The following is a 24,822-nucleotide window of genomic DNA, read 5'->3' on the forward strand; positions in this document are numbered from 1 at the left end:
TCTTTATGTTTATAGGAAGTTTTAGAGCGTCACCGCTTCGATCCTTAAGTTGCTCCAGCCGTATTTCAAGAACGAATAGGCATCCGTCCATATAGCGGTCGCCCCGGCATCTACCCATCCGATCCGATCGGTGAAGCTCGTCGGCCCGACGAACGTCACTTCGCCTTTGACGTGATGATGCGGACCGAATACGTTCCGGCAGGACTCATAGCCTTCGAGCACAAGTCTGATTTCTCCGTTATCCGCGTCGAACGCTTCGGTCAGGTCGCACACGTAAGGTCCCCAAGGAAAAGCGCGCGAAGGAGCTCCTTCCGCGAAGACCCGGCACGTTGGGAAGGTCATTCGATCCCATCGCAGGATCAATCGGGCGTCGTCTCTCTTCAGAAGGCTAACTAGCTCCTCGCTCAATCGGACCGTTCTTGATAGCTTGATTGTCCCGGAATAGAACCAATTTCCTGTCGTGGTGACGTCCCGCGGACTAGCTTCCGGATTGACGGCGGTCAGCGTGAAGGGACCTTCGACGCGCAGTGTATCCCCGCCCTCACCTGCAAGCTTCTTAGGTTTAATGCCAAACGAACCGAGCACATAGATGCTTTCGATTTCGGTGTCGAAGACGAGCTTGTTGCGAATAGGAGCGAGCAGCGCGTCTGCATTGCCGAAGAACCGGTAGACGTCCTCGTTGCAGGCAAAGAGGCGCGACATGCGGATGACATTCAAGCCTTTCCTCGCGAGCCCTCCGATATCGTAAGTTCGGATCGCATGGTCACGATAAGTGCCAACGGGTTCCTCAGGAAGTGGGGAGCCGTTCACACGGACGTCCCAGCCATCTCGATCTTCCATCGCGAGCTGCAAGTCCGGCACGCCAACGCCCGAATCCCATGCCTTATCGTCCGCTTGGAATTCATAGATCAATTCCACGGGAACGGGCTCTTTCCTCGAGATACAGCGCTCCTGGATCTTTAATACGTATTCGGGTTTCTCCGACCAAGGAGCGTCACCGATTCGATGCTTGGCGTAATCGAGCGTGAGCACGTTCGGCTCGGATCGCTCGCAGGACCAGAGCGTATCATCAAGCGACATCACTGCTTTCGATTCGGAGGCATGGTCGCTTGATCGGATGTCACGATGCTTCTCGCATGTTTCTCCGTCCGCGTCCGCGTCGACGATACACGCCGCTGCGCGAATCCAAACCTTTGACTCGCCGGGAGAGAGAACGATCCTGGCGTCCTTCGGGGCGCACAGAGAAGTTAATGTTCCTCCAAGCACGTCCACTTCGAGCCAATCCTCCTGAGCTTCGCCGTTCAGGAGGACGATTGCTTCTTCCGACCCTGAGTTCACCCAATACTGAAGCTCTCCGTCAGGCCAAGTTCTCTTGCAGCGGAACAACCCTTCGTGCCCGCCGCCCGGCGAGAATGATTCCGCACTTCCGTCAGCTGACAACTCTGAGACAGCATTGGCCGCGGTCCGGCAACGAATAATGTCATCGCGGGAGAAGAAGGCATCCATTCCGGTATTCGTCATCCCGGACAGATAGGCAGGTGCTTCTCCCAAGATGATCAGCTTGCCGCCGCCATCGACGAGAGCCTTCAAGAGTCTCCACGTCGATTCGCTGATACCGCTCAATCCGGGCAAGATTACGGCGCGATATTCGGCCTGTCCGACACTCAGCCGATTGCCCGATACAGCGCCCGATGCGGCGATGATGCTCTCGTCGCCGAGATCGAAATCGATCGCGGCTTCCAGCAAGCGGCTGATCGCCTCGTCGAGCCCGTTCGAGAGCGCACGAACTGCGGATACGTCGTCCGGTTCGTAGAGCAGCCACGCTGAACGCATCGGATGCACGACGAGCACATCAGCAGCGGACGATCCCAACGACAGCAGATACGACAGCCTGGCGAAATACGTTTCGAAGGAGCCGTATTCCTCCCACCATGGCTGCTGCACGAAGATGGAAGGAGGGTAGTCCCTTTTGCGAACGCCTTGCATGGAATAGCCTTGGAGGTGGGGGCATAGCCGATTGACGCCATGAACGAATTGCCATTCCCCGATCCGCTTCATCTCCGCGAAAGTCAGATTCCAGCCTCCGCAGCCGAACGTTTCCGTAAGCGCGAACCGCTTGCCCGTCTGTCTCGCGGCGGATGACAATTGCTTCGGCAGCAGGGGAGACTTCGCCTCTCGCCCGAGGTAGTCGATGCCGGGAATGTCCATATGCGAATATAACGGCATGACTCCCGCAGAGTGCTTCATCTGTTCAACGAGGTCATCCTCGCCCATAATGTGCCCGGTCAATTGCCATCCGCGTTCCCGGCACCAATCGCCGACTAATTTCACGCTGTTCTCGAACAAGGCACTGACCATTTTCCAGAATCGGTATCGCGCGGCGAAAGCTTCCTTCTTATCACCGGCAGAACCGGTTAGCACATAAGGCAAGTCATGAAGCAGCTCGCGTCCGTATCGCCGCGAATACTCGTCTTGTAGACCGGAGGACCACGGAACGGTGTGGAATTTGAACTCGTCCGTAAAGATCCCCTTCAGCGTCTGGCCGAAATTCCAGCCGAACTTTGCTTCGTAGCGGGCATGGCAAGCCTCGATAAACGCTTCGATGACTTTCGGATTCAGGATATCCACGTAATAGGGATTTTCGTGCACGTATATGGCGAGCCGGCGCCCCGTTAAGCCAGCGTCATCAGCGGTTACCCATCGATCATCCATCTTCGTCAGTACGGTGAGCAATCGCACTGATCCGTCAGCGTGCGTGTCCTCGTCCCCGCCGATACTTTCCTCTCCATTAAGCCAGCGGCAGCTCAGCCATTGCTGTCGATACTCGTCGCCGAGCGCGGGAACGACGCCGTCCGCTGTTCCACTGGGCCAGCCGTTCTCGTCGTAGCACCACGCCTCCATGCCGTGGAGGGCGGCTTCGTCCGACGCAGCTTCAATCGCGTTCATCCATTCTTCATTCATATATGGCGAGCGCAGGCCGGAGCGAGCATGCATAACGAATCCTCCAATTCCGGCTTCGTTCATCAGGCGGACTTGCCGCCGAATTTCGTTCTCTTCGAGCCGATCGTTCCAAGACCATAACGGCACGCTGCGGTTCTCAGCGGGAGGACTTACAAACAAGCTTCGATTAAACAACTATAGCTCCCCTTTCCATGCGAATACTTGAAAATAATGATCTATTATACCAGCGCGAAAGAGAGGCGTTCGGCTTGGATTTACGGCATTTGTTCCAATAAATTCGGAACCTTGCGGCGTTCGCACTGAGCGCGGCAATCGTCCGTATTATCGGGAATAACGGCTGAAAATCGGGGAAAAACACACCCCCTTGCAGGCCTTACAATGCAAGAGCAACCTAAGCGGTGGAAAGGAGCAAGACGCGTGACGTTGGTAATCCGAAATCTGAAAAAACATAAAGTGATGTACGCTTTGCTCATCCCGGGCCTCCTCTATTTCGCGATGTTCAAGTACATCCCGATGCTCTATCTTATCGCGGCGTTCAAGCAAGTCAGCATCGTAGGAGGCATCCAAGGCAGCCCTTGGATCGGCCTTGGCAATTTCCGCGAGTTTTTCGAAGGCGTATACTTCGGCCAAATTCTCTCGAACACCTTGCTCATCTCCTTGTACAAGCTCGTATTCGTGTTCCCGGCTCCCATCTTGCTGGCTCTGATGCTGAACGAGGTCAGGGTCAAATGGTTCAAGAAAGCCGTTCAAACGCTGACGTATTTGCCCCATTTTCTGTCCTGGGTCGTTATTTACGGCTTGATGCTCGCCTTCTTGTCGCCCGGTGACGGGGTCGTCAATCAGCTGCTCAAGGAGAATGGCTTCACGCCCATTTCATTCCTGACAGAATCCGATTGGATCCGGACCTTGCTCGTCTCAAGCGACGTCTGGCAAAGCGTCGGCTGGGGCGCGATCATCTACATGGCCGCCTTGACGGGCATCGACCCGAGCCTGTATGAAGCGGCCAAGGTAGACGGCGCATCCCGGTTCAAGCAAATGCTGAACATCACGCTGCCGGGCATTCGTAACGTCATCATACTGATGTTCGTGCTGCGCCTGAGCACGATACTGGACGTCGGGTTCGATCAAGTGTTCATGATGTCCAACGCGCTTAACCAGGATAAATCCGATGTCATCGAAACGTGGGTGTACCACGTAGGCATTCAGGAGCTGCGAATCGGGCTGGCGACGGCTGTCGGAATGTTCAAATCGATTATTGGCTTCGTTCTCGTCCTGTACGCGAACAAATTGGCGAAGCGGTTCGACGGCCAAATCTGGTGAACTCGAACCCTTGCATACAGAAAGGAGCAACAATATGAAAGCGCTATCCGCTGGAGAAATCGTGGGCCAAGCCATCAATTATACCTTGCTGGCGCTGCTCGCTCTCTCGTGCATCATCCCTTTTTTCTACGTCATCAGTGTCTCCTTGACCCCTGTGAGTGAAGTGATCCGGCAGCACGGCCTCGTGTTTATTCCGCGCAACGTCACGTGGTTCGCTTACAAACAGCTATTAGCCGGGGACGCCGTGTATAACGCCTATAAAGTGAGCCTGTTCCGAGCAATCGTCGGCACGGCGATCAATCTATTCTTCACTATCATTACGGCGCTTCCCTTGTCCCGCAAATCGCTGCCCGGCAGATCAGCCTTCCTCATGATCATCGTCTTCACGATGATGTTCAACGGGGGCATCATCCCGCAATACCTCGTCGTCAAGGAGTTCGGATTGCTGAACTCGGTATGGGCGCTCGTCGTTCCGACGCTCATCAACGCCTTTTACTTGCTCATTATGAAAAGCTTCTTCGAGCAATTGCCCGAAGCGCTGGACGAAGCCGCCAAAATCGATGGAGCGGGCGAGCTCTCGATCTTGTTCCGCATCGTGCTCCCGTTGTCGATGCCGATTATTGCGACAGTCGGATTGTTCTACATGGTGTACCACTGGAACAGCTTCTTCGATGCTGTCCTGTATATATTCGACTCGAGCAAATATCCGCTGCAGCTGTACTTAAGGAACATATTGACGGCAGCGGTCGCTTCGACCGGAGACGCCGCGGCAGACGCGGCTGACATTGTCAATCCTATCTCCATGCAGATGGCCGCGGTCGTCGTATCGACGCTTCCGATCCTGTTTGTGTATCCCTTCATTCAGAAGCATTTCACGCGGGGCATCTTGCTCGGCGCCGTGAAGGGATAATTGATTCCGGTATGTTGAGGAAACTCTTCATATACAATAAAATTATAAAAAAGGGAGTGCAATTCGTATGTTGAAGGGGAAGTATGCTAAACAGACGGCGGCGGTCATTCTTACTGCCATGTTCGTTCTGACAGGATGCGGATCGAGCAATTCGAATTCGAACGATTCCAAGGCGAACGGCGCCAATACCGCGAATGGTCAGTCGGACAAGACCGTCAAAATCGATTTCTTCAACTCTCTCGGGTACAGGCAGACAAGCCCGATGCCGCAGCTCGAGAAGGATCCAATTCGCCAATTGATCGAAAAAGACAACAACATCGATCTGGAAACCGTTCTCGGCGGGGAAAACTGGAAAGACAAGCTCAACGTCCTGATCTCCTCCAATCAAATTCCCGACATTATCGGATTTCCGGATCGGGCGTCTGCGATCAAATATTACGATCAAGGCTTGCTCGCCAATCTCGATGATCTGTTGAAAGAGACGCCGGAATTGGCAGGCGCTTTCGACGCGACCCGCTGGGAACCGATGAAATATAAAGGCGTGACGATCGGAGTGCCAGGCGTGGAACCGGTCGGCGGCACCAATGGCTGGTGGATCAACAATGATTGGCTCAAGAAGCTGAACCTGCAGGCGCCGACGAACGCGGAAGAATTGATGAAGGTTATGAAAGCCTTCACTTTCGATGATCCGGACGGCAATGGCAAGGATGACACGTACGGCTTCATCGGCATGCTGCCGAAGGACGGCTCTCTCGGCTACAGCTTGGCCGGAGCGAATGGCTTTCAGCAAATTTTCTGGATGTTTGGCGTGCAGCCGAATTACGTCGACGTGAAAGACGGCAAAGTCATCGCATACAATGCGGATCCTCGTCTGAAGGATGCTCTAGCGTACATTAAGGAAATGATCGATGCCAAAGTCGTCGATCCCGACTGGGTCACAATTGACGATGGAACCAAACGCGATCAAAAGATGTACCAAGGCAAGGTTGGCATCATGATCGAGGACTGGAGAAGGGCGGAGCCGGCTGATCTGCAGAAGATGAAGGATATCGGCGGATCTACGCCGGATTGGAAGATCATTGCGCCGCCGAAAGGACCAAGCGGTGATCAAATTCTGGATACGAAGCCGTTCCAGTCGAGCATGTGGGGTATTTCCAAGGAAGCGCTCAAGGATAAGGACAAAGCCACTCGCGCCATTAAGCTCCTCCAATATTTCTATACCAATACCGAGGCTTACAAATCGTTAGCCTACGGCATCGAAGGCAAAACGTGGAACGTTACGGATGGCAAGCCTAAGCTCGTGGACAAGTCGACGTACAACGAGAAAGAAATCGAGTGGAGATACAACTACGCGTTTGTCCGCAAGGCGAACGATCCTGTCTATTTCGATTTCAAAAACCCGGATGTGACGAACGCGAACCAGCAGCTGAACAACGGCTACCTGCGCGACAACAACATCAATCCGCGCGTGTTCGATGAAGCGACCGACACGCTGGCGCAGGATCGTCTGAAATATGTCAATTCCACGCTGCTTGCGTTCATTACCGGCAAAGAAAGCTTGGATACCTTCGATTCTTACGTCAAGACGCTGCAAGACAAGTTCAAGCTTAATGATGCTATTGCAAACTACACGAACCAATTGAAGACGGAAGGCGTTCTGCAATAACGAATAGCGCCAGCGAAAAAAGGGGAGTCCGACTCTCCTTTTTTGCCTGTTCTTCCCCTAACTCTCAAAATCCATCACAACTAAGTCAACGGGCGGTGCAACTCCATGAAGTGGTTCTATAGCGTGTCCTTCAAGCTGTTCATCGTAATCTTCGCGTTCGTCATGCTTACGGCTTCGATTCTCGACGCGCTCGCATATCGCTATATCAAGAACGAAATCACCGAGAGCAAGCTGGAAAATGCGAGAATGCTCATGATCAAGGAGCAGCAGTATTTAGATACGTATTTCCTATTGTTCCAGAACACACTAACGTCGTTATCTTCTTCTCTGACTTCGTCCATCCACAGCGAGGAAGATGCGCAAGCGATGCTCGGCCGATTCTACGACATGAATGCAACCGTGCTCTCGGATCTCTATTTGCTCAAGCCGGATTTATCCGTCGTCGGAGGCTCGGTCGTCTCTCAGGCATTCAGCGCGCCGTCCCCGGAACGGAAAGCCATATATGATTCGGCATACGCCAAGCCGTATTCGGTCACGATTTCGCCGCTCTACAAATCGTCAACCTCCGGCTGGACGGTGACGTTCGTGCTGCCTCTGACGCTTCTGAATAAGAAGGTCGTGCTGGCGATGGATCTCAACCTCTTCGCTTTGGAGCGAAAGCTGGCCGAAATCAGCGATAGCACAGAGCTGAGTCTGGCCATTCTCGACTTGAAAGGAAACGTCATCGCGATGCCGGTCGACGTGTCGTCCGCGAGGAACGTGGATCAGTCGCTTCGAATCGGGAGCTACTCGTCGAGGGAGCTCGTCATCGCCAACGACGACGTCCTTCGCCTCGATGTAGACGGTCAGCCGATGACGCTGCTTAAAGCCATCATCCCGCAATACCGGTGGGTCGTATTAGCGATCGTCAACGAGACGCAGACGCGGCAATCATTGCAGCAAATTGACAAGTATTTCGTGAATTTGCTGGCGCTAGGCGCAGTGCTATCACTTGCGTTAGCTTACTTCATCTCGAGGTATATCCGCGTTCCCGTCCAATATCTGACCCGCAAGATGGAGCTTGTCCGAGGCGGCGATCTCGGCGTCAAGGTCAGCCATGCAAGGAAGGACGAGTTCGGCGAGCTAGCCTTGTCCTTTGACGAGATGCTGTCGCGAATCCGGCTGCTCATCACCGACCTGAACCGGACGGAGCAATTCAAGAAGGAAATGGAAATTCAAGTGCTGCAATCACAGATCAACCCGCACTTTTTATATAACACGCTAGGTTCCATCAGCAACGCGGTCGCCTTAGGCAAACCCGAAGAGGTGGATCGCATGATCGAAGAGCTTATCCGAATACTGGAATACGGCATTACCGATTTCTCGGAGAAGGTCGCGCTCGAGGACGAACTCAGAAATATCGAGGGCTATCTATATATCCAGAACAAGCGGTACGATTGCGTGTTCGACCTCGAGGTGGACGTCGACCTGGAGCTGCGTTCTATTCCCGTATTGAAAATGATCCTGCAGCCGATTGTCGAGAACAGCATCTTCCACGGATACAGCGGCGGGCGAAAGGCGGGCGGAATCCGGATCGAAGCGCGGCGCGAAGGCGATTCGATCTTCGTTGACGTGTCCGACCAAGGCTACGGCATACCGGAAGAAAAGCGGGAAGCTCTGCTTCAGCCGTATGCAAACCCGAAAGCGATTCATCCTCAAGGGCGAAAAAGAATCGGCTTATATAACATTCATCAGCGCATAAGGCTGCATTACGGCATGGAGTACGGAGTGGACGTGCACAGCGAGACCGGCGTCGGCACGCGGGTACGGATGTCTTTTCCCGCTATAACGGATACAGATGAAGGGCAGAAGGGAGGAGAGGACGCATGAGGAAATTCACATGTCTGATCGTGGACGACGAACCGCCGATCGTAAACCGGGTGGCCGGATTCTTCGATAGATGGAAAAGCCAGGGCGCGCCGTTCACGCTTGCGGGACAGAGCTGTTCGAGCCGGGAAGCGCTTGAGCTTGCGCTGCGAATCAAGCCCGATATCGTCATCACAGACATGGTCATGCCCGAAATGAACGGTATTGAGCTGATCGAGGCGTTGAAGCCGCGGCTTCCGGAGACGGAGTTCATTATCCTAAGTGCCTATTCCGATTTTACATACGCGAAGCAAGCGATTGCTCATAACGTATCGGACTATCTCGTGAAAATTCCTCTCAAGGAATCGGAGCTTCTCGCCTCCCTGGAGAAAGCGAGTGCTAGAATGCTGCAGCGGCAGGAGAAGGAGCGGCAATTCCACAATATGCATGTCGCCTTCAAGGAGAACGTCCAACGCATTCGCAAGCAGCTCGTCGAAGAGGCGCTGCGCGGAGAACCGAATAGCCGCAAAGGCTTTAGCGCCGAGGAGATCCTTACCTCGTTCTCGCCCGTCCAATATTGCTGTTACCGCATTCGGTTCGACGACTATGGTCGCTTCAAGGAAACGTATGACGCCGGTGATCAGAGGAAGCTGAAATACGGTGCTTATAACATCATTGAGGAGACGGTCAACCGCGCGGGTGCAGGCTTCGCCTGCGAGCTTGAAGCGGATTCGTTCGCCGCATTCGTCTCCATGAAAGAGAAGAGCGCCTATGCGCTTGAGCAACGAATGTACCAGACGGCGATGGAGATTCGGGATAATCTTCGAGATTATTTGAAGCTGCTGTTCTCCGTCGGATGCAGTCCCATGTACGACGGTTGGGACAACGCGGGCACGGCTTGCCGCCTTGCGGACCAAGCGCTGCGGGATGCATTCTACATCGGGCCCGGTGCCGTCGTCACGCCGGCGGGCAGACTGAAGTATGCGCCAGAAGACGAAGCAGCTTTCCGAGGGAAGCTCCTGACGTTGTCGGCGAACCTCTCTCCGATGTCGGTTTTCGAGACTGGAGAGGAGCTGCGGAGCTTGCTGGAGTCGCTTAAGAAGCGCAAGGTCGAGCCACGCATCGCCTTGGAAGAAACCAAGATGTTCATGGATGCAGCGCGGCGCAAGCTTCCAGGTTCGGCTGGCGCGAATTCAATTGGGGGTTTCATGGGAGCGGAAACGGGAGTATGGCAGCTTGATACCTTGAAGAGCTGGGCGGAGAAAGAGTGGATGGACGTACTAGGGAAACAGCAAGCGCTCGGCGTCCATCCGGAAATCCAGAAAGCCGTCCAGTACATCCAGAGCTACTTAGCCGAACCGCTGTCGCTCGGTATCGTCGCGGAGCATGTCCGGATGAACGCGAATTACGTCAGCGAGCTGTTCAAGAAAGAACTTGGCGAGAACTTCATCGATTACGTCAACCGCCTTCGCATCGAAAAGGCGGTCAAGCTGATGGCCAGCCCCAAGGAATACAGCAACCTGGAGCTGGCGCAAGCTGTGGGCATCCAGACGGAGAAGTATTTCTGCACCCTGTTCAAGAAAGTGATGGGAGAATCTCCGCAAAAGTACTTGAAATCGAAACGGAAGAGATAAGCGCGGCGCGGAACCAAACGATTAAACAGTCGGAACTGTACCGCCGTCGATGACATACTCGCTTCCCGTAATTGATCCGGCCCGGTCGGATACCAGGAATGCCGCGAGCTCCGCGACTTCCTCCGGTAGACCCGGACGGCCGATCGGAATGCCGCCGAGGGAATTCATTAAGCCTTGAAGCGCAGCCTCGCGGCTTCCCTCTACAACTGCTAGCCGATCGATCATGCGATCAGCGGCTTCGGTCTGAATGAACCCTGGCGCGATCGTATTGATACGAATCCCTTTTGGCGCAAATTCGTTGGACAAGCCTTTGCTGTAAGTGGTTAACGCTGCTTTAGCCGCCGCGTAGGCTAAGGTTGACTCGTACAACGGCAGCTTTCTCTGAATGGAGCTCACGTGGATAATGGCTCCCTTGCCTTGCTCCACCATCATCGGCAATAGTTCTCTGTCTAGCCGTACGGAGCCAAGAAGATTCTGGTTCAATGTATCCAGCCAGTCCTCCTCGGTCAAGGCTAATGCGCCTCCGGCAGGGGTTGAAGACCCGCCGACCGTATTAATGAGGATGTCGATGCCACCAAGTCTCTCTTTCACAGCGTGAACAAGTGCAGCAGTTCCTTCCGGCTTGGCGATATCCGCTTGAACAAAGTGAACGCCGGAAATATCATAATCGATAGGAATCGTGCGCGCTGTCGTGAGCACGGTTGCCCCTGCCTCGACCAGACGTTTCACAATCGCATAACCCATTCCTTGCGTGCCTCCGGTCACCAATGCTCTCTTTCCTTGGAACTCACGCTCATACGAAGCGAACTTCATTATCATTTCCTCCTAGTCATCGTGTTGTATCGAAGCTTTGTCGCTTAGTAAGCATATGTCCAATTCGCTCATGCGTCTAATTGATTAATTTCATATAAATCATTAATATTATGCATGTAAGCTGATTTTCTAATTTGACTGCGAGTGTAGAAGGTGACATGCGATGGAACTTACCCAATTGGAATATTTTTCGAAAGTTGCACAAATGGAGCACTTGACTAAGGCAGCTGAAGAGTTAGCCATTACTCAACCAGCATTAAGTCATTCGATACTGAAATTGGAGTCGGAACTTGGCGTTCCTCTGTTCGAGCGTAAGGGACGAAATCTGAAAATCAATCGATATGGCTTGATGTTCTCGAAACATGTGGAGAAGATTCTGCAAGAAGTACAGCGTGGGAAGAAAGAAATCGAAGAACATTCCAATCCGGATTCCGGCGTGATCCATCTTGCCTATTTAAATATTCTCGGCGTCGACCTCATACCGAATCTCATACGCGATTATCAGAGACTGAACCCGGCTATCAACTTTGAACTAACGCAAGGTGACAAGGGGACGATTCTTAATCGGGTTGAAGAAGGATATTCGGACTTGATGATTACTTCGGAGATGCCCATTAATGATACATTCGCATGGGTGCCGATGTTGTCGCTCCCTCTTTATCTCGTTGTCTCCGAAGAGCATCGCTTAGCTAATCATGCTGCGGTAAGTTTAAGCGAAATTAGCGGGGAGCCGTTCGTAGGGCTGAAGCATAATTGCAATTTGAAAAATTCGCTGCTGGCTAGAGTCCATCACGCCAATTTCTCGCTTCATTCCAGCCACGATGCTGAGGATCTTCAGACGGTAGCAGGCTTTGTAGCAGCGGGGCTTGGAATATCGGTGCTACCGAAGACGGCTGGCTTAAACCTTGATGGCCTCAGGTGGATTCCTATTGAAGAAGAGGGATGGCGCTGGGAGGTGGGCTTGCATGTAAAGAAGGAACGTTTTCTGTCACCTGCAACCGAACGGTTTGTCGAATATATTAAAGAGAGAGTTATCTAATAAAAATCGCCAGACGAATGCGGAAGTACAGCATTCATCTGGCGATTATTTCGTTATTCTGTTTCTGGTCTCGCTTCCGCTACTGTTGTTTTACCGAACGTAAACCACCAAACGGCAAGAACGATAAATATGACAACGCTGAGGGAAACAAATAAAACATTAGATACCTTCAAGTTGGCCGATTCTACGGATAGATGCCCAGCCGAGAGGATAATGTCTTTCCATATGACAAAAGCAAGTAAACTTATGACGATGGCTACAGAAGAGGTCAGCTGCTCAATCAAATCGTTCAGCACTGATCCCTCAACCAGGCGATTCTCTGGCAGGGCGCTCATTCCGGCCGTAGTAGCAGGAATACTGGACAGCCCGAAGCCCGCTCCGCGTATGGCCATTATTAGAGCCACATACCAGAATGGCGTATGCGAAGTTAAACACCCTAGCAGTAATGTCGTTACTCCGGTTATACCAATGCCCCAGGCTACGACATGCCGGGCACCTTTGCGATCAAGTATTTTGCCTCCGACCAGCATGAAGATCCCCGTCATTATGGAATCGGGAATAAACAAAATTCCAGTGTATGTGGCACTCAAGTGATACACATTCTGAATGACGATCGGGACCAGAAAGAACGACATATAGTAGCCAACGGCTGTTAACGTAGTAACGATCGTTCCGATCCGAAATTGCCGGATTCTAAGCAGGGATAAATCCAATAAGGACTGAGAGCCACTTCGCCGTCCCTTAATAAACAGCAGAATAAAGCAAAGTCCTACCGCCAATAAGCCCCAGTGGAACGGGCTTGTTGCACGATCAATGGAATTCATAGCACCAAGGGCAAACAATGATAATCCGATTCCGGATGAAAGATACAGATAACCTTTTGCATCAAAGGGATCTGCCTGACCTTCCGCCTTGGATTCGGATTTAAGAAACAAGACCCCTAATATCAATCCGAGCACGCCTGTAGGAAGGTTAATAAGAAATAACAGCCGGGGATCTCCATGGTCGATTAACCATCCGCCCAGAGTGGGACCCATTGTTGGGGCCAGCATACTTACAACACCCCAAATTCCCGTTGCCATCCCTCTTTCCTCAGCGGGTACAGAGGCAAAAATAAGCGTAATCGATAATGGCGTCAACAGACCTGCACCAAAGCCTTGCAGCGCCCGGCAAATGATTAGTGTCGCCAAATTCCCTGCCACTGCAGCGGCGGCAGAACCTATCAGAAACAGGATCAGGCCGGCCAGATATACCTTCTTCGAACCGAAACGCTTGCTGAAAAATCCGGTTAACGGAAGAGTAAGTCCCATTACCAATACATATATATTTATAATCCAACTGACGCTTAATTCATCGGCTTTGAATTGTTCTGCAAAAGAAGGCAAGGCCGGATTAAGCAGACTAGTATTTAAGATAACTGTAAACGTTCCAAGCAGTACGGCCAGCATAACCGGCCATTTCCGCGTATATTGATTCATTTTTTCTTTCTCCTCCAGGTGGTACCTCAAGGAAAAAGCGAATCCGCAATTCAATTAGATTGTAGCTTATTCGCTTGAGGCCCATTTTTTATTAGAATGGGGTTGTTCAAGCGATTGAATGATGAGCTGGTACATAGACCGGGTCACTTCCTTTCTTGATAAAGTATATCGAGGAGCTTCTCATTCGTCTAGAGAAGGAAGGAAGTAAATTCTTCAATACGGAAGGTCATCTTCAACAGAACTTAATTAACCCATTTTGCATCGTTTGTCATATTGTCATAATGAATGAGAATAATGAAACGGATGTAATCACAGAAAGCTCATAATCACTATGAGAGTATTAAGCATGATTTGGGTAAGAAGAAAATAAGTAATGGTCAAGGATGGTTATCAAAGAAAAGGTGAAAATATGAAAGTGGGGACATATCGAATGGAATATGTGAAACTTGGCAATACCGGCTTGGATGTTTCTCGTCTATGCCTTGGCTGTATGAGCTTTGGCGTAGCTGAGCGGTGGAATCATCCGTGGGTGCTTAATGAAGAGAATAGTCGACCGGTCATTAAGAGGGCACTCGATCTCGGCATTAATTTCTTTGACACGGCGAATGTGTATGGCACCGGATCAAGCGAGGAGATTGTTGGACGAGCACTGAAGGACTACGCCAATCGGGATGAGATCGTCATTGCGACTAAAGTGTTCTTCCGCATGCATGAAGGACCGAACGGCGCAGGTCTTTCGCGCAAAGCGATTATGAGTCAAATTGATGCAAGTCTGAAGCGGCTCGGGACCGATTATGTGGATTTGTACCAAATTCACCGCTGGGACTACAATACACCCATCGAAGAAACGATGGAAGCTCTGCATGATGTCGTGAAGGCGGGAAAAGCTAGATATATCGGGGCTTCCGCCATGTATGCATGGCAGTTTCAGAAGGCGCTGCATGTTGCGCAGCAGAACGGTTGGACGCGATTTGTCGCGATGCAAAACCATATGAACCTCATGTACCGTGAAGAGGAGCGGGAGATGATGCCCCTCTGCAGGGAAGAGAAGATCGGCGTGATCCCATATAGCCCGCTTGCCTCAGGCCGATTGGTTCGTGATGCGTCTGTAACGACGTACCGTTCCGAAACGGATCAAGCACAGAAGATGAAATATGACGGGGCTGCAGAGACTGACCGAGTCATCATCGATCGGGTTGCTGCAATCGCAGAGAAGCGCGGCGTTCCTCGTGTACATATCGCGCTTGCTTGGCTGCTGCAGAAGGAGCCTGTGACAGCTCCCATTATCGGCGTGACTAGCATTGCCCAGCTTGAAGAGACGATTGGCTCGCTTGCCTTAAAGATGACACCGGATGAAATTGCATACCTTGAAGAGCTTTACGTTCCCCATCGAGTCGTAGGTGCGCTGTAAGGACAGCTGCCATCAGGCAAAAAGGCGCAACTTAACCTAAAAACTTGTCAGCATAGCGTGTCTCCGTCCGGTTAACGCTATAACCGGGCCGCCTAAAGTCGGCTCCTTATGAAATGGAGGATGAGACACATGCAGCGGAAATTTGCAATGCTCGCAGCCGGCGCCATGTTGACGACGATGTTGACAGGGTGCATGGACAAGCAGGGTGACTTAGGTAACCGTAATATCCGGGGCAATAGTGTAGCTTATGATATGAATGGCAATCGAATCATTCATTCCAGGTTTGCCAATGATCAGAAGAATGAGATGAATCGAATGGACGGCCATCGTCTGAACAGCAACAACATTATCGGGCTGCATAAGAACTACCGTCTGGAGATGAGCGATTCCATTGCCAAACGGCTCGAAGCAATGCCTGAAGTGAATAAAGCGTATGTTATGCTGACCGATGACAACGCCTACGTTGCGGTTTCGTTCAAAGACAATCAAGGGACAAGGGCGATGAACGTTACGCCGGCACCAACACCGCTTAGTCGTACGCAGCAGGCGTACCAGCGTCCATACATGAAGATTATGTCGTCCGGTACGAGCATGAGCATGAGCAGCAAAGGCAAAACGCGCGCAAGCTCAATCTCGTCACCGAACATGACGGCCAAAAACTTCAGCATGCGCAGCGCGCCGCTGTCGACGCCAACACGGACATTGCCGCCAACGATTAATCGTGTGCAGCCATATTCGGACTCGCGTAACAGCTCTTCGGCGGTTACAGGCGACCTGAAAACCCGGATTGCAAGTGAAGTCAGAGAATTGGCGCCGCAAATTAAAGAAGTGTACGTGTCCGCTAACCCGGACTTCGTCGACCGCATGACTTCGTATATGAATGACGTGAAGCTCGGTCATCCAATCCAAGGCTTCATAGCGGAATTCAATGCGATGGTCGACCGTATCTTCCCGTCGCGCAGATAGAACTTATTGTTGTTTTATTTACTATTCGCCAATTGAAAACAACTGATTCGCCATGATTGCGGATCGGTTGTTTTCGTTTATTCGCTCGCATTCAATCCGTTACAATCGCCGAGCAGAATTGACTGAAGCTTGTTCCGAGCTTCTTCTTGAACATCCGCCCGAATGTATGGACATCCGAGTAGCCCACCGCATTTGCGATTTCGCTGATGGACATGTTCGTCTGAATCGCAAGCTCCTTGGCTCGTTCAATGCGCACTCGCGTCAAATAATCGAACGGAGTGATGCCGAATGCGCTGCGAAATTTAACGATAATATAGTTGCGGCTAAGGCCAGACAACTGCTCAAGCTCATGATGTTGGATGTCCTGATGGTAATGATTTGCGATATAGTTGCGGATGAGGACCATCTTCGTTTTGATTTTCTGCTGAGGCCCTGTTCGAGTCTCCTGCTCTTGCTTCCAGCCGGACAATTCGCCAAGAATGCGCATTAGTAGGCCTTGGCACTGGGCATGATGGGCAAGTCCGGGCTGCTGATAATGCGTAATGAGCTGCGTAAGCATCGTCTCAATCGTATGACCGGCAAAATTACCGAGGTACCTTGTGGACCCAAGCAGTTCCTCTACAGGGTAGGGGATCTCGCCAAAATCGAACAGAATCGAGATACATATGTACTTTTCACTCGGGAGAGTATGAACTTCATGGACTTGCTGCGGAGAGTGATAGATCAAATCGCCACGCCGTGTGATGATGGTCTGCCCTTCAACGGTATACGAAGCAGCCCCTTCTACGACGTATTGCAGCTGATAGCTGCTCAGCATTCGACTCTGGATATCCCATTGCGAAGGAGCATGGAATAGATGGGCTAACGTGATATAGGGAGGGTGAAAATAAAGCCCTGCCGCATGCTCGGGCAACGGATGATGGAGCAGAGGAACCTTGGTCAAGTATAATCACCTCTTCATCTCTTACGATGGCAGATTAGTGTGATTTCGGCAACCTCTTTGTTACTTTTAACTACTTACTTGGGCTGTGCGTTCCCTTATACTACAAGTGTGAAGCAGTTATTACACGGTTGGGAGCGATTGATAATGGGTGTGATCGATATCAAACTACCTCATGTTGATGCAGCTGTGCAAAATGTAATTACCGAGGAGCAAGCGCAATTCTTTCTTGATAATGGGTTTCTTGTGATTCGAAATGTTCTTCGCGGCGAGGAACTTGCGCTCGTGCAAGCTGAGATGCAGCAGCTCGTCGACCAAGGCATGGCGGAGGAAGTGGATGATCCCGACTTCATGTATGGCGTTGGAGTGAAATCAGGCCAGCCGATCCTGCGCCGCATTGAGTATGTCATTGAGAAGAGTGACCCGATGAAGGTGCTGCTTGGGCATCCTTTTATATTACGAACAGTCGAGAAGCTGCAAGGCGTGAACTTCATCCCGACTTGGGACTCCATGGTATTGAAAGCGCCGAATGAAGGCGTTATCGTGCCATGGCACCGCGATGCTGCTGTTCCAGATGGCTGCACCGATCCGCGTCCGATCTTCAACGTTGATTTCTATCTCGATGAAGCTGATCTGCAAACCTGTCTCTGGGTTATCCCGGGCACGAACCGCTGGAGTGCGGAAGATGCGGATAAACGCGTGAAGCAGCCGGGCTTTTCAACGGATGATGCGATTCCGGTGCCCATGCAGCCGGGCGATGTCATCCTGCACAATATCGAAGTGCTGCACGGCTCTCCTGCAGGAGACGGCAATCCACTTCGCCGTACCGTCTATTATGAGTTCCGCCCTGGCGAGATCGAAGCCGAATTCGGTCCGCATACGCTCGAATATCTTGCACTCAAGCAGCATTTGCTGTACGACTGCATTGAACGTCGCAAGCAGGCATCATACGCACAAGGCGAAACCCCTTTCGAATATAAGCCGCAAGGTGGCTTCGCGATCCATCAGCCGAAGCAGCCGGAGCAGTATCGGTATGCGCATAATAATTATTGGCGGAGATAGCATTTGAAAAAAGCCAGTCCCGAGGGGGCTGGCTTTTTTATGTTGTCCTACGTTTGAACTCGCGTCCATCATACTTGAACAACTGTGCTATAATTGTAATACTACAATCAGCGAGGTGAAGCCGATGAAATGGGTTGATATTACCGAGCTACATCCAAGTCGTTTTGTACTAGTTGAGGCGATAAAAGCAAGCTCCGCTGACCATGTGCGTCAGTTGGAGGATATGGCAGTTATACAGGATTACGACAACCCGCATGAGGCATGGAGCGGGTACAAGCACTTACACAAGTTGCATCCGACACGTGAACTTTATGTATTTCATACGAGCCGCCGTGACGTAGAGGTTGTGGAGGAATTCTTCTCTGGCGTGAGACAGCGCCAATGAAGCTTAATCTCCAGCATGGATTGCCAGTCGTATCTTTGACCTTAACTCTCAATAGTCAGTCCATTATTTTAACAAATGTCCTACTAGATACAGGTTGCGCCGCAACGGTTTTTGATACCGACGTACTTGCACAGATAGGTATTTACATTGATTTTATAAATGGCAAAGCAAAGCGTATGTATGGAGTTGGGGGGACTAGTGAAATTTGCTATGAGCAGTTAATCCCGGAGCTTCAAGTTGAGCATATTGCTTTGAATGATTTTCCTGTCCAACTAGGCTCTATTCAAGAGCAATACGGTTTTGAATGCATACTTGGAGTTGATTTCTTAATAAAAGCACGATCTAAAATAGACTTCGAAACAATGGAAATTACATATACATAGTATACAACCCTCCTCGATCACTCCCCTTTCAAGCAGTCAAAAAGCCTTCTTGCTTCGTCCCCGGAGAACCGGAGTCGGAGCTAGAAGGCTGAGCAAGGTATGCGGTGGACTGCGTCAAATCTTTAACTCCCCAAGCTTTATTAGCTCGACAACCGCTTGTGAACGACCTTTAACGTTCAACTTTTGCATGACGTTGGAAATGCGTACTCAAACACGTAAAATAATTGTTATGTTCATTATCTCCGAACCCCCGTTTTTTTGCCCTACGAAAGCCCACTATATGTGTAAGGGTTAATAACCCATCAATCCATATGTGTAGCATTACAGGCTCTAGCGCTTTATTTGAGATGCGTGAGCAGGAGATAAACGCAATGAGCGACAAATCTATCCGCACTCCTCCAAAAGGCTCGAAGAGCGTGTAGACATGTGTTATTAGCGTCCGAATGCGAAAGCTGGACAACGCGTACATGCAGACGGACATACCATCACTTCCCTTGGTTCCGATTTATCAGTCAATGATACAATTGGAACGTATGGGAGGATGACATCATGAACACAACTCCACAGGCAATGCTTCTTCAGAAGCGTGAAGAGCCTTTCGACGATCCGCGGTATGTATTCGAACCGAAGATTGATGGTCACCGGCTGCTCCTGGTTAAGGACGGCAACTCGTTAAAGCTTTGGACCCGGCACGAGAATGAGGTTACGCAGAAATACCCTGAGCTACATGCTCCGCCGGTTAACTGTTCTAGTGTTATTCTCGACGGTGAGGTTGCTTTCGTCGATCCGGCAACTGGACGGACTTGCTTCGAATCTGTGATGGAACGATTTCAGATGTCGAAGCCGTCGATGATTCAGGAGGGAATGTGCCGGCTTCCGGTACAATATTTCGTCTTTGATGTGCTCGAGGTTGACGGCCGCGATGTTCGTCAATTGCCTCTTACGGAACGTCGAGCGCTCCTGGAGTCAGTTCTCGAGGAGAATGATTACTTCAAACGCGTGCTGCAGATCGGCGAACGCGGGAACGATTTGTTCCAGGTCATTCAACAGCAGCAGCTTGAGGGGATTGTCGCGAAACGTAAAGACAGCAAATATGTCGGACGGCGCTCGCCGAATTGGATAAAAGTTATAAATTACGTTTACACTGAAGTCGAGATCGCAGGTTATCGTAAGGACGAGTTCGGCTGGCTCGCTCGGAAAGACGGTAAGCCGGTAGGTATAATTGAGTTTGCTGTTCCGGCATCACACCGCAAAGCGTTCTTCGCAGTTGCCAACAAACTGATTGTTGGCGAGGATCGAAACTTTGTTTACGTGCAGCCAAGAATGCGCGCTCGAGTTCGCACCAGGAACTGGACCAAGAAGGGAATGCTCCGGACGCCGGAGTTCGTTGATTTTGTCTATTGAATTAAGAACGTTTGTTCGCTTATAATGATTCTGAGGTGAACGAACGTGAATTGTACTCAAGAAGAATACGTGATGATTAAGGAATGCTGCCTGCTTCCGATTATGCTGGATATGGTTGAGAAGCAACGTCTTGAAATGGAAAAATCGAAGATGACCATGCGAACATTATATATTGCTTCCCTAACACGGCTGCAAGATATTATCATGGCCGATCTGGGAGATTTGCGGAACAAGCTAAAGGCAGCTGACATAAAGATGTGGAAGATGGATGCTGACAACATCCATGGTGAATCGGCATTCAAGTACAAATATCGGTGCCGTGGTTATGAGAATGTTATTGAAATGTTGCGGAGCCTTGTAAGGTCTGAGATATCGAAGAGGTTCGGTACGTATATAGCGAAGGTTTTCAAATAATAATAAGCCGCCTTACCGGATGATGTAGAACCGGCAGGCGGCTTTTGTGTAATATGCTCCATTTATCTTTATAGCGATTTCGCTAGCCTCTTCGATTCGGCCGCCATAATCGGCGATTTCTCCATTATGGTATAGAACCATTACATTCTTATTGTTTAACATCGCCGCCATTTACATGTCCGTCTGTAATGATCTGCTTGAGCTTCTTCTGGGATGCCATTCTGCCATCAACCTCCGAGGTATCTATATTCGACAAATTGGAAGGGAAATCCTCCATACTGGCGAATTATTAAAATGATACTTAATACCTAGTGAGGGGCCGAGATCATGACATTAATTAACGCTGTTTATGTTCCGACGGGAATCATCATTTCTGGTGATAGCAGGACTTCCGGAGCGAACTTTGTGTTATCTGATTCGACAAACAAAGTATTTTCGCTCTTTAATAAGTTCGGAGTCGCAACTTGTGGCCATGCATACGTGGCTGGAAAGCCAGTGGAACATTTTGTTTCAGAATTCGAGTTAGAAACGGAAGAAGTGCCGACTACTACTGAGGATTTCGCAAGATCATTACTCAGCTATTTTAGAAGATTCACTCCTATTCCAGAGATCGGATTCATTATTGGTGGTTATGACGGAAGTGAACCATTTGTGTACAGTGTACTCACTTCAAATGAATCAATGGATAGGTTAAATGTGATGGAAGGACAACCGGCATATGGAATCTTTCGAAATGGAGACGGTGCGGAAATAGTAAACAGGTTGATGGTGAACTTCGCCAAAGATATTCCGTTTGCTATAATGAATATCCAAGATGCCATTGATTTTTCCCGACACTTGATACGCACTACAATTGATCAATTGAGGTTCGAACCAAGGTTTCCAACTGTAGGTGGCTCGATTGACACTTTGTTGATAACTCCAAAGGAAGTAAAGTTTATTGCAAAAAAATCAATTACATATCAATAGAATGCTTATTTAAAAAAGCACTCCTTCGGGAGTGCTTTTTCTTTTCGGGAAATCAAGCTCCTCTGCAGAGAGGGGCTTTTTCTATACAAAAAACGCGGAGGTGAATAGATTGGGTAACAAAATTTATGTTGGACCTTCGATCATGACTGCCGGGTTAAAGCAGTATGAGGTTTTCGCAATTGGTATTCCAGCGTACCTTGAAGCATTGATTGCAGCATCTCCAGAGATTGATTTGCTAATCGTGCCAGTCGAAAATTCATCGGCAGCGATTGCTGCAGCAAATAGACCAGGAACTCCAGAGTATGAGGCTTACAGGACGATAGCTGTCAATACCTCGGCTTTATCACAGAGTAATAGCGGGGGCTATAGCGGCGGCGGCGGCGGCAGTGGCAGTGGAAACGGAAACGCCGGCGGAGATATGTCCAAATCTGTATATGATACAAATAATGACGGCGTTGTCGATAAAGCGAAGAAACTGCAGACGAAACGGCGGATCACTCTAGAAGGATTTGTAACTGGTTCTACGCCTGATTTTGACGGTTCATCGGATGTAACAATCGTTACTGACGCAGAGGTAGCAACAGAAACCAAAAAGGGGTTAATGAGCGCTTCAGATAAGGCGAAACTGAACTCTCTACAAGTAGCCGATACGACACCGCCGACTCCGCCAGCCGTTAGTTCGTCCAATGTAACTGAAAATGCAGTTACTTTATCGTGGACACCATCGACCGATAATGTAGGGGTAACTGGATATGATGTCTATCAAGGTGTAACTAAATTAGCTACGGTTAGTGGGACGCAATATAATGTAACAGGATTAAGCGCAAGTACCGCATATACATTCCAAGTCTTAGCGAAAGATGCGGCTGGTAATATTTCCACATCTAGCAATATTGTAACAATAACAACAAGTGACACTGTTGTCGCACCTCCAGATGACCTATCGGCTATTACAGTTCAATTAGCTGAGTCTTCGGAATCGTTTAGAAATCCAATGATGGGTTTTAGACCCGGACGCGATGTAAATGTTACGAGTTTTAAGGCACATGAATATGCAACCATTTTCAAACATTACATCAAATATACTGATTTGGAAGTCAACGCAACTGACACTGCTCAAAAGATTAAAGACTGGAGCAATGGTTCGGCTTGGGCAGGTATCGAAGCTAGAAATCTCAAAGTCGTGCCCCGCGTAGTTATCGTGCAACCGGGTTCTGGCGAATATTGGCCGAATGGAATATCTCATTCGACTGTGGCAGAACCTTGGGAAGCCAGCAACACGACCATGATAAATCGTCTTGTGGCGTTTATCGCGAAGCTTGGAGAAGCGTGGGACAATGATCCGCGAGTCGCCTTCGTGGAACTTGGTTTATGGGGCAAATGGGGCGAACACCATATTTCCCCTGATAAGCTATCTGACGGAACAGATCATATTCCCCTTAGCTTTCAAACAGCTATGGGTAATGCGGCTGTGGCGGCATTTAAGAATAAAAAAGTGACCATTCGTTACCCGCATAATTCGTTCCTAGCTTTTGATTTCGGAACAATGTGGGATAGCTTTGCTTTACCGAATGATGTTTCAAGCGGTAATGGCGAAATTGCAAAGAACAACTGGCGAACGCAGATCAACAGCGGGGAGGTTGCTTACAACTGGGGAGATCAAAGTAACCTTGGCGGCTCACCAGATGCAAACCTAAGTATTCCTTTGAATGTTAACTATGTCATCGACTGGATTATGCGAACACATCAGTCAAGCTTAGGTTGGATAGCGGAGTACTCACAAACGAATCCTTCGGTTTTAGCGGGCGCTACGGTAATGCAGAAAGTGCTCGGCTATCGCTATGTATTAAGTCAAGTTACGTATACAGGCAACGTTACTTCGGGCGGGACACTGAATATTAAGTTTAAAGTTACCAATAAAGGGTCATCACCATTCTATTACGACTGGCCTGTAGAAGCATGTCTGTTGGACAGCAGTGGGGTTGTCGCTTGGAAAGGAATCTTTAAAACGGATATTCGTACTTGGTTGCCCGGAGATAACTGGAATACCAGTACGGATAAATACGATACGCCTCCCGCTGTAAATACCGTGAGCGGCTCTTTCACGATTCCGAACACGGTTGCGAACGGAACGTATACATTAGCGCTATCCATTCTTGACCCGTTTGGTTGGAATCCAAGTATACGATTTGCGAACACCAACTATTATTCTGGTGGTAGGACGCCTGTCGGGAAAGTCGGTATTGGTGGAGCCCCAGCGAATCAAACACTTAATGCATTCGCAGGATTAAAGGCAGATACAACGCTGACTTACAGCTTAACAAGCAGCGCCTATACGGGTTCGGTAGCGGGAGGCGGAACACCACCTGGAACTGATACGACCCCTCCAACTGTGTCCATTTCTCCGGCCACTGGAACGTATACGACAACACAAAGCGTCACGCTATCAGCAAATGAAGCAGCGACGATCTACTACACGTTGGACGGCTCAGCACCTACAACGGCGAGCGCGGTATACAGTGCACCGATTTCAGTAGGGGCTACAACTACCGTTCGTTACTTCGGGCGCGATACAGCGGGCAACGAAAGCGCTGCACAAAGCGCGGTATATACAATTAATGCTCCTCCGATATTCGAGGATACCTTTAACCGTACACCTTCCGCAACAACGCTAGGTGCATCTTGGACTCCAGTAGGAACGGGCGGTACATGGGGAACAACTGGGACCGAAGCGTACAACGTTGGAGATACAGACGGTTCTATCGAAACGGCAAGCACAAGCGGCGCTACGAACTATGCTGTCACGCATGTTGCTAAAGGGTGTATCGCGACAGGTACTAACTCACGCCGTTTCAATCTGATTGTTCGCTATATTGATAATCAAAACTTCATCTTAGTCAGTATGGTTGGCGGCAGCATGACGCTTTACAAATATGACGGCGGTACAGGTTCAGCAATGGGGTCGTATGTCTCGCAGACTACAACCAATGATGTGTACTACACAGTCAAGGCGGTATGTAATGGTAGCAATATCAAGGTATACGTCGATAATGTCTTGAAAATCGACTACACCCTGACTGCCGCTGAGATTACAAAGTATAGCGGCTCTACTAAAGTTGGATGGCGGTACAGCAAGGCGGGTTCTCCGACAACGAACGCGAGCGTCGATTATTACGCAGTATTGCCGCTGTAGAATCATTCCTACGCTCGGATAGTTGGTTA

19 protein-coding genes and 1 pseudogene are annotated in these 24,822 nt (G+C 50.1%); 15 read left to right on the forward strand and 5 right to left on the reverse strand.

Annotation, left to right across the window (positions count from 1 at the left end):
* Positions 1–21: 21 nt before the first annotated feature.
* The gene (locus AC0YNX_RS17215; RefSeq protein WP_475816930.1) at positions 22–3,135 is read right to left on the reverse strand and encodes a glycosyl hydrolase; all 3,114 of its coding nucleotides are present in this window, start codon (positions 3,133–3,135) and stop codon (positions 22–24) included.
* 243 nt (positions 3,136–3,378) lie between these two features.
* On the opposite strand from AC0YNX_RS17215, the gene AC0YNX_RS17220 reads away from it, so the two are divergent.
* From AC0YNX_RS17220 to AC0YNX_RS17240, 5 genes are all read left to right on the forward strand, one after another.
* Positions 3,379–4,281 (forward strand): ABC transporter permease, encoded by a 903-nt coding sequence (locus AC0YNX_RS17220; RefSeq protein WP_475816931.1) that lies wholly within the window; start codon positions 3,379–3,381, stop codon positions 4,279–4,281.
* Positions 4,282–4,315: 34 nt separating this feature from the next.
* Positions 4,316–5,191, forward strand: coding sequence for a carbohydrate ABC transporter permease (locus AC0YNX_RS17225; RefSeq protein ID WP_475816932.1), 876 nt, complete (start codon positions 4,316–4,318; stop codon positions 5,189–5,191).
* Between the two features lie 67 nt (positions 5,192–5,258).
* Positions 5,259–6,857: a type 2 periplasmic-binding domain-containing protein gene (locus AC0YNX_RS17230; RefSeq protein ID WP_475816933.1), complete on the forward strand. Its 1,599-nt coding sequence runs from the start codon at positions 5,259–5,261 to the stop codon at positions 6,855–6,857.
* A gap of 105 nt (positions 6,858–6,962) precedes the next feature.
* Positions 6,963–8,726 carry a sensor histidine kinase gene (locus AC0YNX_RS17235; RefSeq protein WP_475816934.1) on the forward strand — a complete coding sequence of 588 codons (1,764 nt, stop codon included), beginning with the start codon at positions 6,963–6,965 and terminating at the stop codon, positions 8,724–8,726.
* Entirely contained in the window at positions 8,723–10,336 is a 1,614-nt protein-coding gene (locus AC0YNX_RS17240) for a response regulator transcription factor (protein WP_475816935.1), read from the forward strand. Before AC0YNX_RS17235 ends, AC0YNX_RS17240 begins: the two co-directional genes overlap by 4 nt.
* 21 nt (positions 10,337–10,357) lie before the next feature.
* On the opposite strand, the gene AC0YNX_RS17245 is transcribed toward AC0YNX_RS17240, so the two are convergent.
* Entirely contained in the window at positions 10,358–11,149 is a 792-nt protein-coding gene (locus AC0YNX_RS17245) for an SDR family oxidoreductase (protein ID WP_475816936.1), read from the reverse strand.
* Positions 11,150–11,312: 163 nt separating this feature from the next.
* Here AC0YNX_RS17245 and AC0YNX_RS17250 point away from each other — a divergent pair, with 163 nt between their 5' ends.
* Positions 11,313–12,188, forward strand: a complete 876-nt coding sequence (locus AC0YNX_RS17250; RefSeq protein ID WP_475816937.1) for a LysR family transcriptional regulator — start codon at positions 11,313–11,315, stop codon at positions 12,186–12,188.
* A gap of 53 nt (positions 12,189–12,241) precedes the next feature.
* On the opposite strand, the gene AC0YNX_RS17255 is transcribed toward AC0YNX_RS17250, so the two are convergent.
* On the reverse strand, positions 12,242–13,666 hold the full coding sequence (locus AC0YNX_RS17255; RefSeq protein WP_475816938.1) for a DHA2 family efflux MFS transporter permease subunit: 1,425 nt from the start codon (positions 13,664–13,666) through the stop codon (positions 12,242–12,244).
* Between the two features lie 430 nt (positions 13,667–14,096).
* On the opposite strand from AC0YNX_RS17255, the gene AC0YNX_RS17260 reads away from it, so the two are divergent.
* Both AC0YNX_RS17260 and AC0YNX_RS17265 read left to right on the forward strand, forming a co-directional pair.
* Positions 14,097–15,077: an aldo/keto reductase gene (locus tag AC0YNX_RS17260; RefSeq protein WP_475816939.1), complete on the forward strand. Its 981-nt coding sequence runs from the start codon at positions 14,097–14,099 to the stop codon at positions 15,075–15,077.
* Positions 15,078–15,206: 129 nt separating this feature from the next.
* Positions 15,207–16,043 (forward strand): YhcN/YlaJ family sporulation lipoprotein, encoded by an 837-nt coding sequence (locus tag AC0YNX_RS17265; RefSeq protein WP_475816940.1) that lies wholly within the window; start codon positions 15,207–15,209, stop codon positions 16,041–16,043.
* Between the two features lie 91 nt (positions 16,044–16,134).
* On the opposite strand, the gene AC0YNX_RS17270 is transcribed toward AC0YNX_RS17265, so the two are convergent.
* On the reverse strand, positions 16,135–16,986 hold the full coding sequence (locus AC0YNX_RS17270) for a helix-turn-helix transcriptional regulator (RefSeq protein ID WP_475816941.1): 852 nt from the start codon (positions 16,984–16,986) through the stop codon (positions 16,135–16,137).
* 144 nt (positions 16,987–17,130) lie between these two features.
* Between AC0YNX_RS17270 and AC0YNX_RS17275 the strand changes: the two genes are divergently transcribed.
* From AC0YNX_RS17275 to AC0YNX_RS17285, 3 genes are all read left to right on the forward strand, one after another.
* A complete protein-coding gene (locus AC0YNX_RS17275) occupies positions 17,131–18,045 on the forward strand; it encodes a phytanoyl-CoA dioxygenase family protein (protein WP_475816942.1) in 915 nt (304 codons plus the stop codon).
* Between the two features lie 124 nt (positions 18,046–18,169).
* Positions 18,170–18,430 (forward strand): hypothetical protein, encoded by a 261-nt coding sequence (locus tag AC0YNX_RS17280; RefSeq protein ID WP_475816943.1) that lies wholly within the window; start codon positions 18,170–18,172, stop codon positions 18,428–18,430.
* The gene (locus tag AC0YNX_RS17285; protein ID WP_475816944.1) at positions 18,427–18,813 is read left to right on the forward strand and encodes an aspartyl protease family protein; all 387 of its coding nucleotides are present in this window, start codon (positions 18,427–18,429) and stop codon (positions 18,811–18,813) included. The genes AC0YNX_RS17280 and AC0YNX_RS17285 overlap by 4 nt, the downstream gene beginning before the upstream one ends.
* Before the next feature lie 114 nt (positions 18,814–18,927).
* Here the strand turns inward: AC0YNX_RS17285 and AC0YNX_RS17290 are convergent.
* Positions 18,928–19,014: pseudogene (locus AC0YNX_RS17290) on the reverse strand (helix-turn-helix domain-containing protein); the annotation flags it as partial.
* Between the two features lie 348 nt (positions 19,015–19,362).
* Here AC0YNX_RS17290 and AC0YNX_RS17295 point away from each other — a divergent pair.
* From AC0YNX_RS17295 to AC0YNX_RS17310, 4 genes are all read left to right on the forward strand, one after another.
* Entirely contained in the window at positions 19,363–20,217 is an 855-nt protein-coding gene (locus AC0YNX_RS17295; RefSeq protein WP_475816945.1) for an ATP-dependent DNA ligase, read from the forward strand.
* A gap of 45 nt (positions 20,218–20,262) precedes the next feature.
* Positions 20,263–20,631: a YhjD family protein gene (locus AC0YNX_RS17300; RefSeq protein ID WP_475816946.1), complete on the forward strand. Its 369-nt coding sequence runs from the start codon at positions 20,263–20,265 to the stop codon at positions 20,629–20,631.
* A gap of 327 nt (positions 20,632–20,958) precedes the next feature.
* Positions 20,959–21,600 (forward strand): Ntn hydrolase family protein, encoded by a 642-nt coding sequence (locus tag AC0YNX_RS17305; protein ID WP_475816947.1) that lies wholly within the window; start codon positions 20,959–20,961, stop codon positions 21,598–21,600.
* A 109-nt stretch (positions 21,601–21,709) separates the two neighbouring features.
* Positions 21,710–24,793 carry a chitobiase/beta-hexosaminidase C-terminal domain-containing protein gene (locus AC0YNX_RS17310; protein ID WP_475816948.1) on the forward strand — a complete coding sequence of 1,028 codons (3,084 nt, stop codon included), beginning with the start codon at positions 21,710–21,712 and terminating at the stop codon, positions 24,791–24,793.
* Positions 24,794–24,822: the final 29 nt, after the last annotated feature.

Source organism: Paenibacillus sp. J31R98, from assembly GCF_056269245.1.

Coding starts and splice junctions, on each gene's coding strand:
- AC0YNX_RS17225 (WP_475816932.1), top strand. CDS start 4,316: ATGAAAGCGCTATCCGCTGGAGAAATCGTGGGCCAAGCCATCAATTAT.
- AC0YNX_RS17230 (WP_475816933.1), top strand. CDS start 5,259: ATGTTGAAGGGGAAGTATGCTAAACAGACGGCGGCGGTCATTCTTACT.
- AC0YNX_RS17235 (WP_475816934.1), top strand. CDS start 6,963: ATGAAGTGGTTCTATAGCGTGTCCTTCAAGCTGTTCATCGTAATCTTC.
- AC0YNX_RS17240 (WP_475816935.1), top strand. CDS start 8,723: ATGAGGAAATTCACATGTCTGATCGTGGACGACGAACCGCCGATCGTA.
- AC0YNX_RS17245 (WP_475816936.1), bottom strand. CDS start 11,149: ATGAAGTTCGCTTCGTATGAGCGTGAGTTCCAAGGAAAGAGAGCATTG.
- AC0YNX_RS17250 (WP_475816937.1), top strand. CDS start 11,313: ATGGAACTTACCCAATTGGAATATTTTTCGAAAGTTGCACAAATGGAG.
- AC0YNX_RS17255 (WP_475816938.1), bottom strand. CDS start 13,666: ATGAATCAATATACGCGGAAATGGCCGGTTATGCTGGCCGTACTGCTT.
- AC0YNX_RS17260 (WP_475816939.1), top strand. CDS start 14,097: ATGGAATATGTGAAACTTGGCAATACCGGCTTGGATGTTTCTCGTCTA.
- AC0YNX_RS17265 (WP_475816940.1), top strand. CDS start 15,207: ATGCAGCGGAAATTTGCAATGCTCGCAGCCGGCGCCATGTTGACGACG.
- AC0YNX_RS17275 (WP_475816942.1), top strand. CDS start 17,131: ATGGGTGTGATCGATATCAAACTACCTCATGTTGATGCAGCTGTGCAA.
- AC0YNX_RS17280 (WP_475816943.1), top strand. CDS start 18,170: ATGAAATGGGTTGATATTACCGAGCTACATCCAAGTCGTTTTGTACTA.
- AC0YNX_RS17285 (WP_475816944.1), top strand. CDS start 18,427: ATGAAGCTTAATCTCCAGCATGGATTGCCAGTCGTATCTTTGACCTTA.
- AC0YNX_RS17295 (WP_475816945.1), top strand. CDS start 19,363: ATGAACACAACTCCACAGGCAATGCTTCTTCAGAAGCGTGAAGAGCCT.
- AC0YNX_RS17305 (WP_475816947.1), top strand. CDS start 20,959: ATGACATTAATTAACGCTGTTTATGTTCCGACGGGAATCATCATTTCT.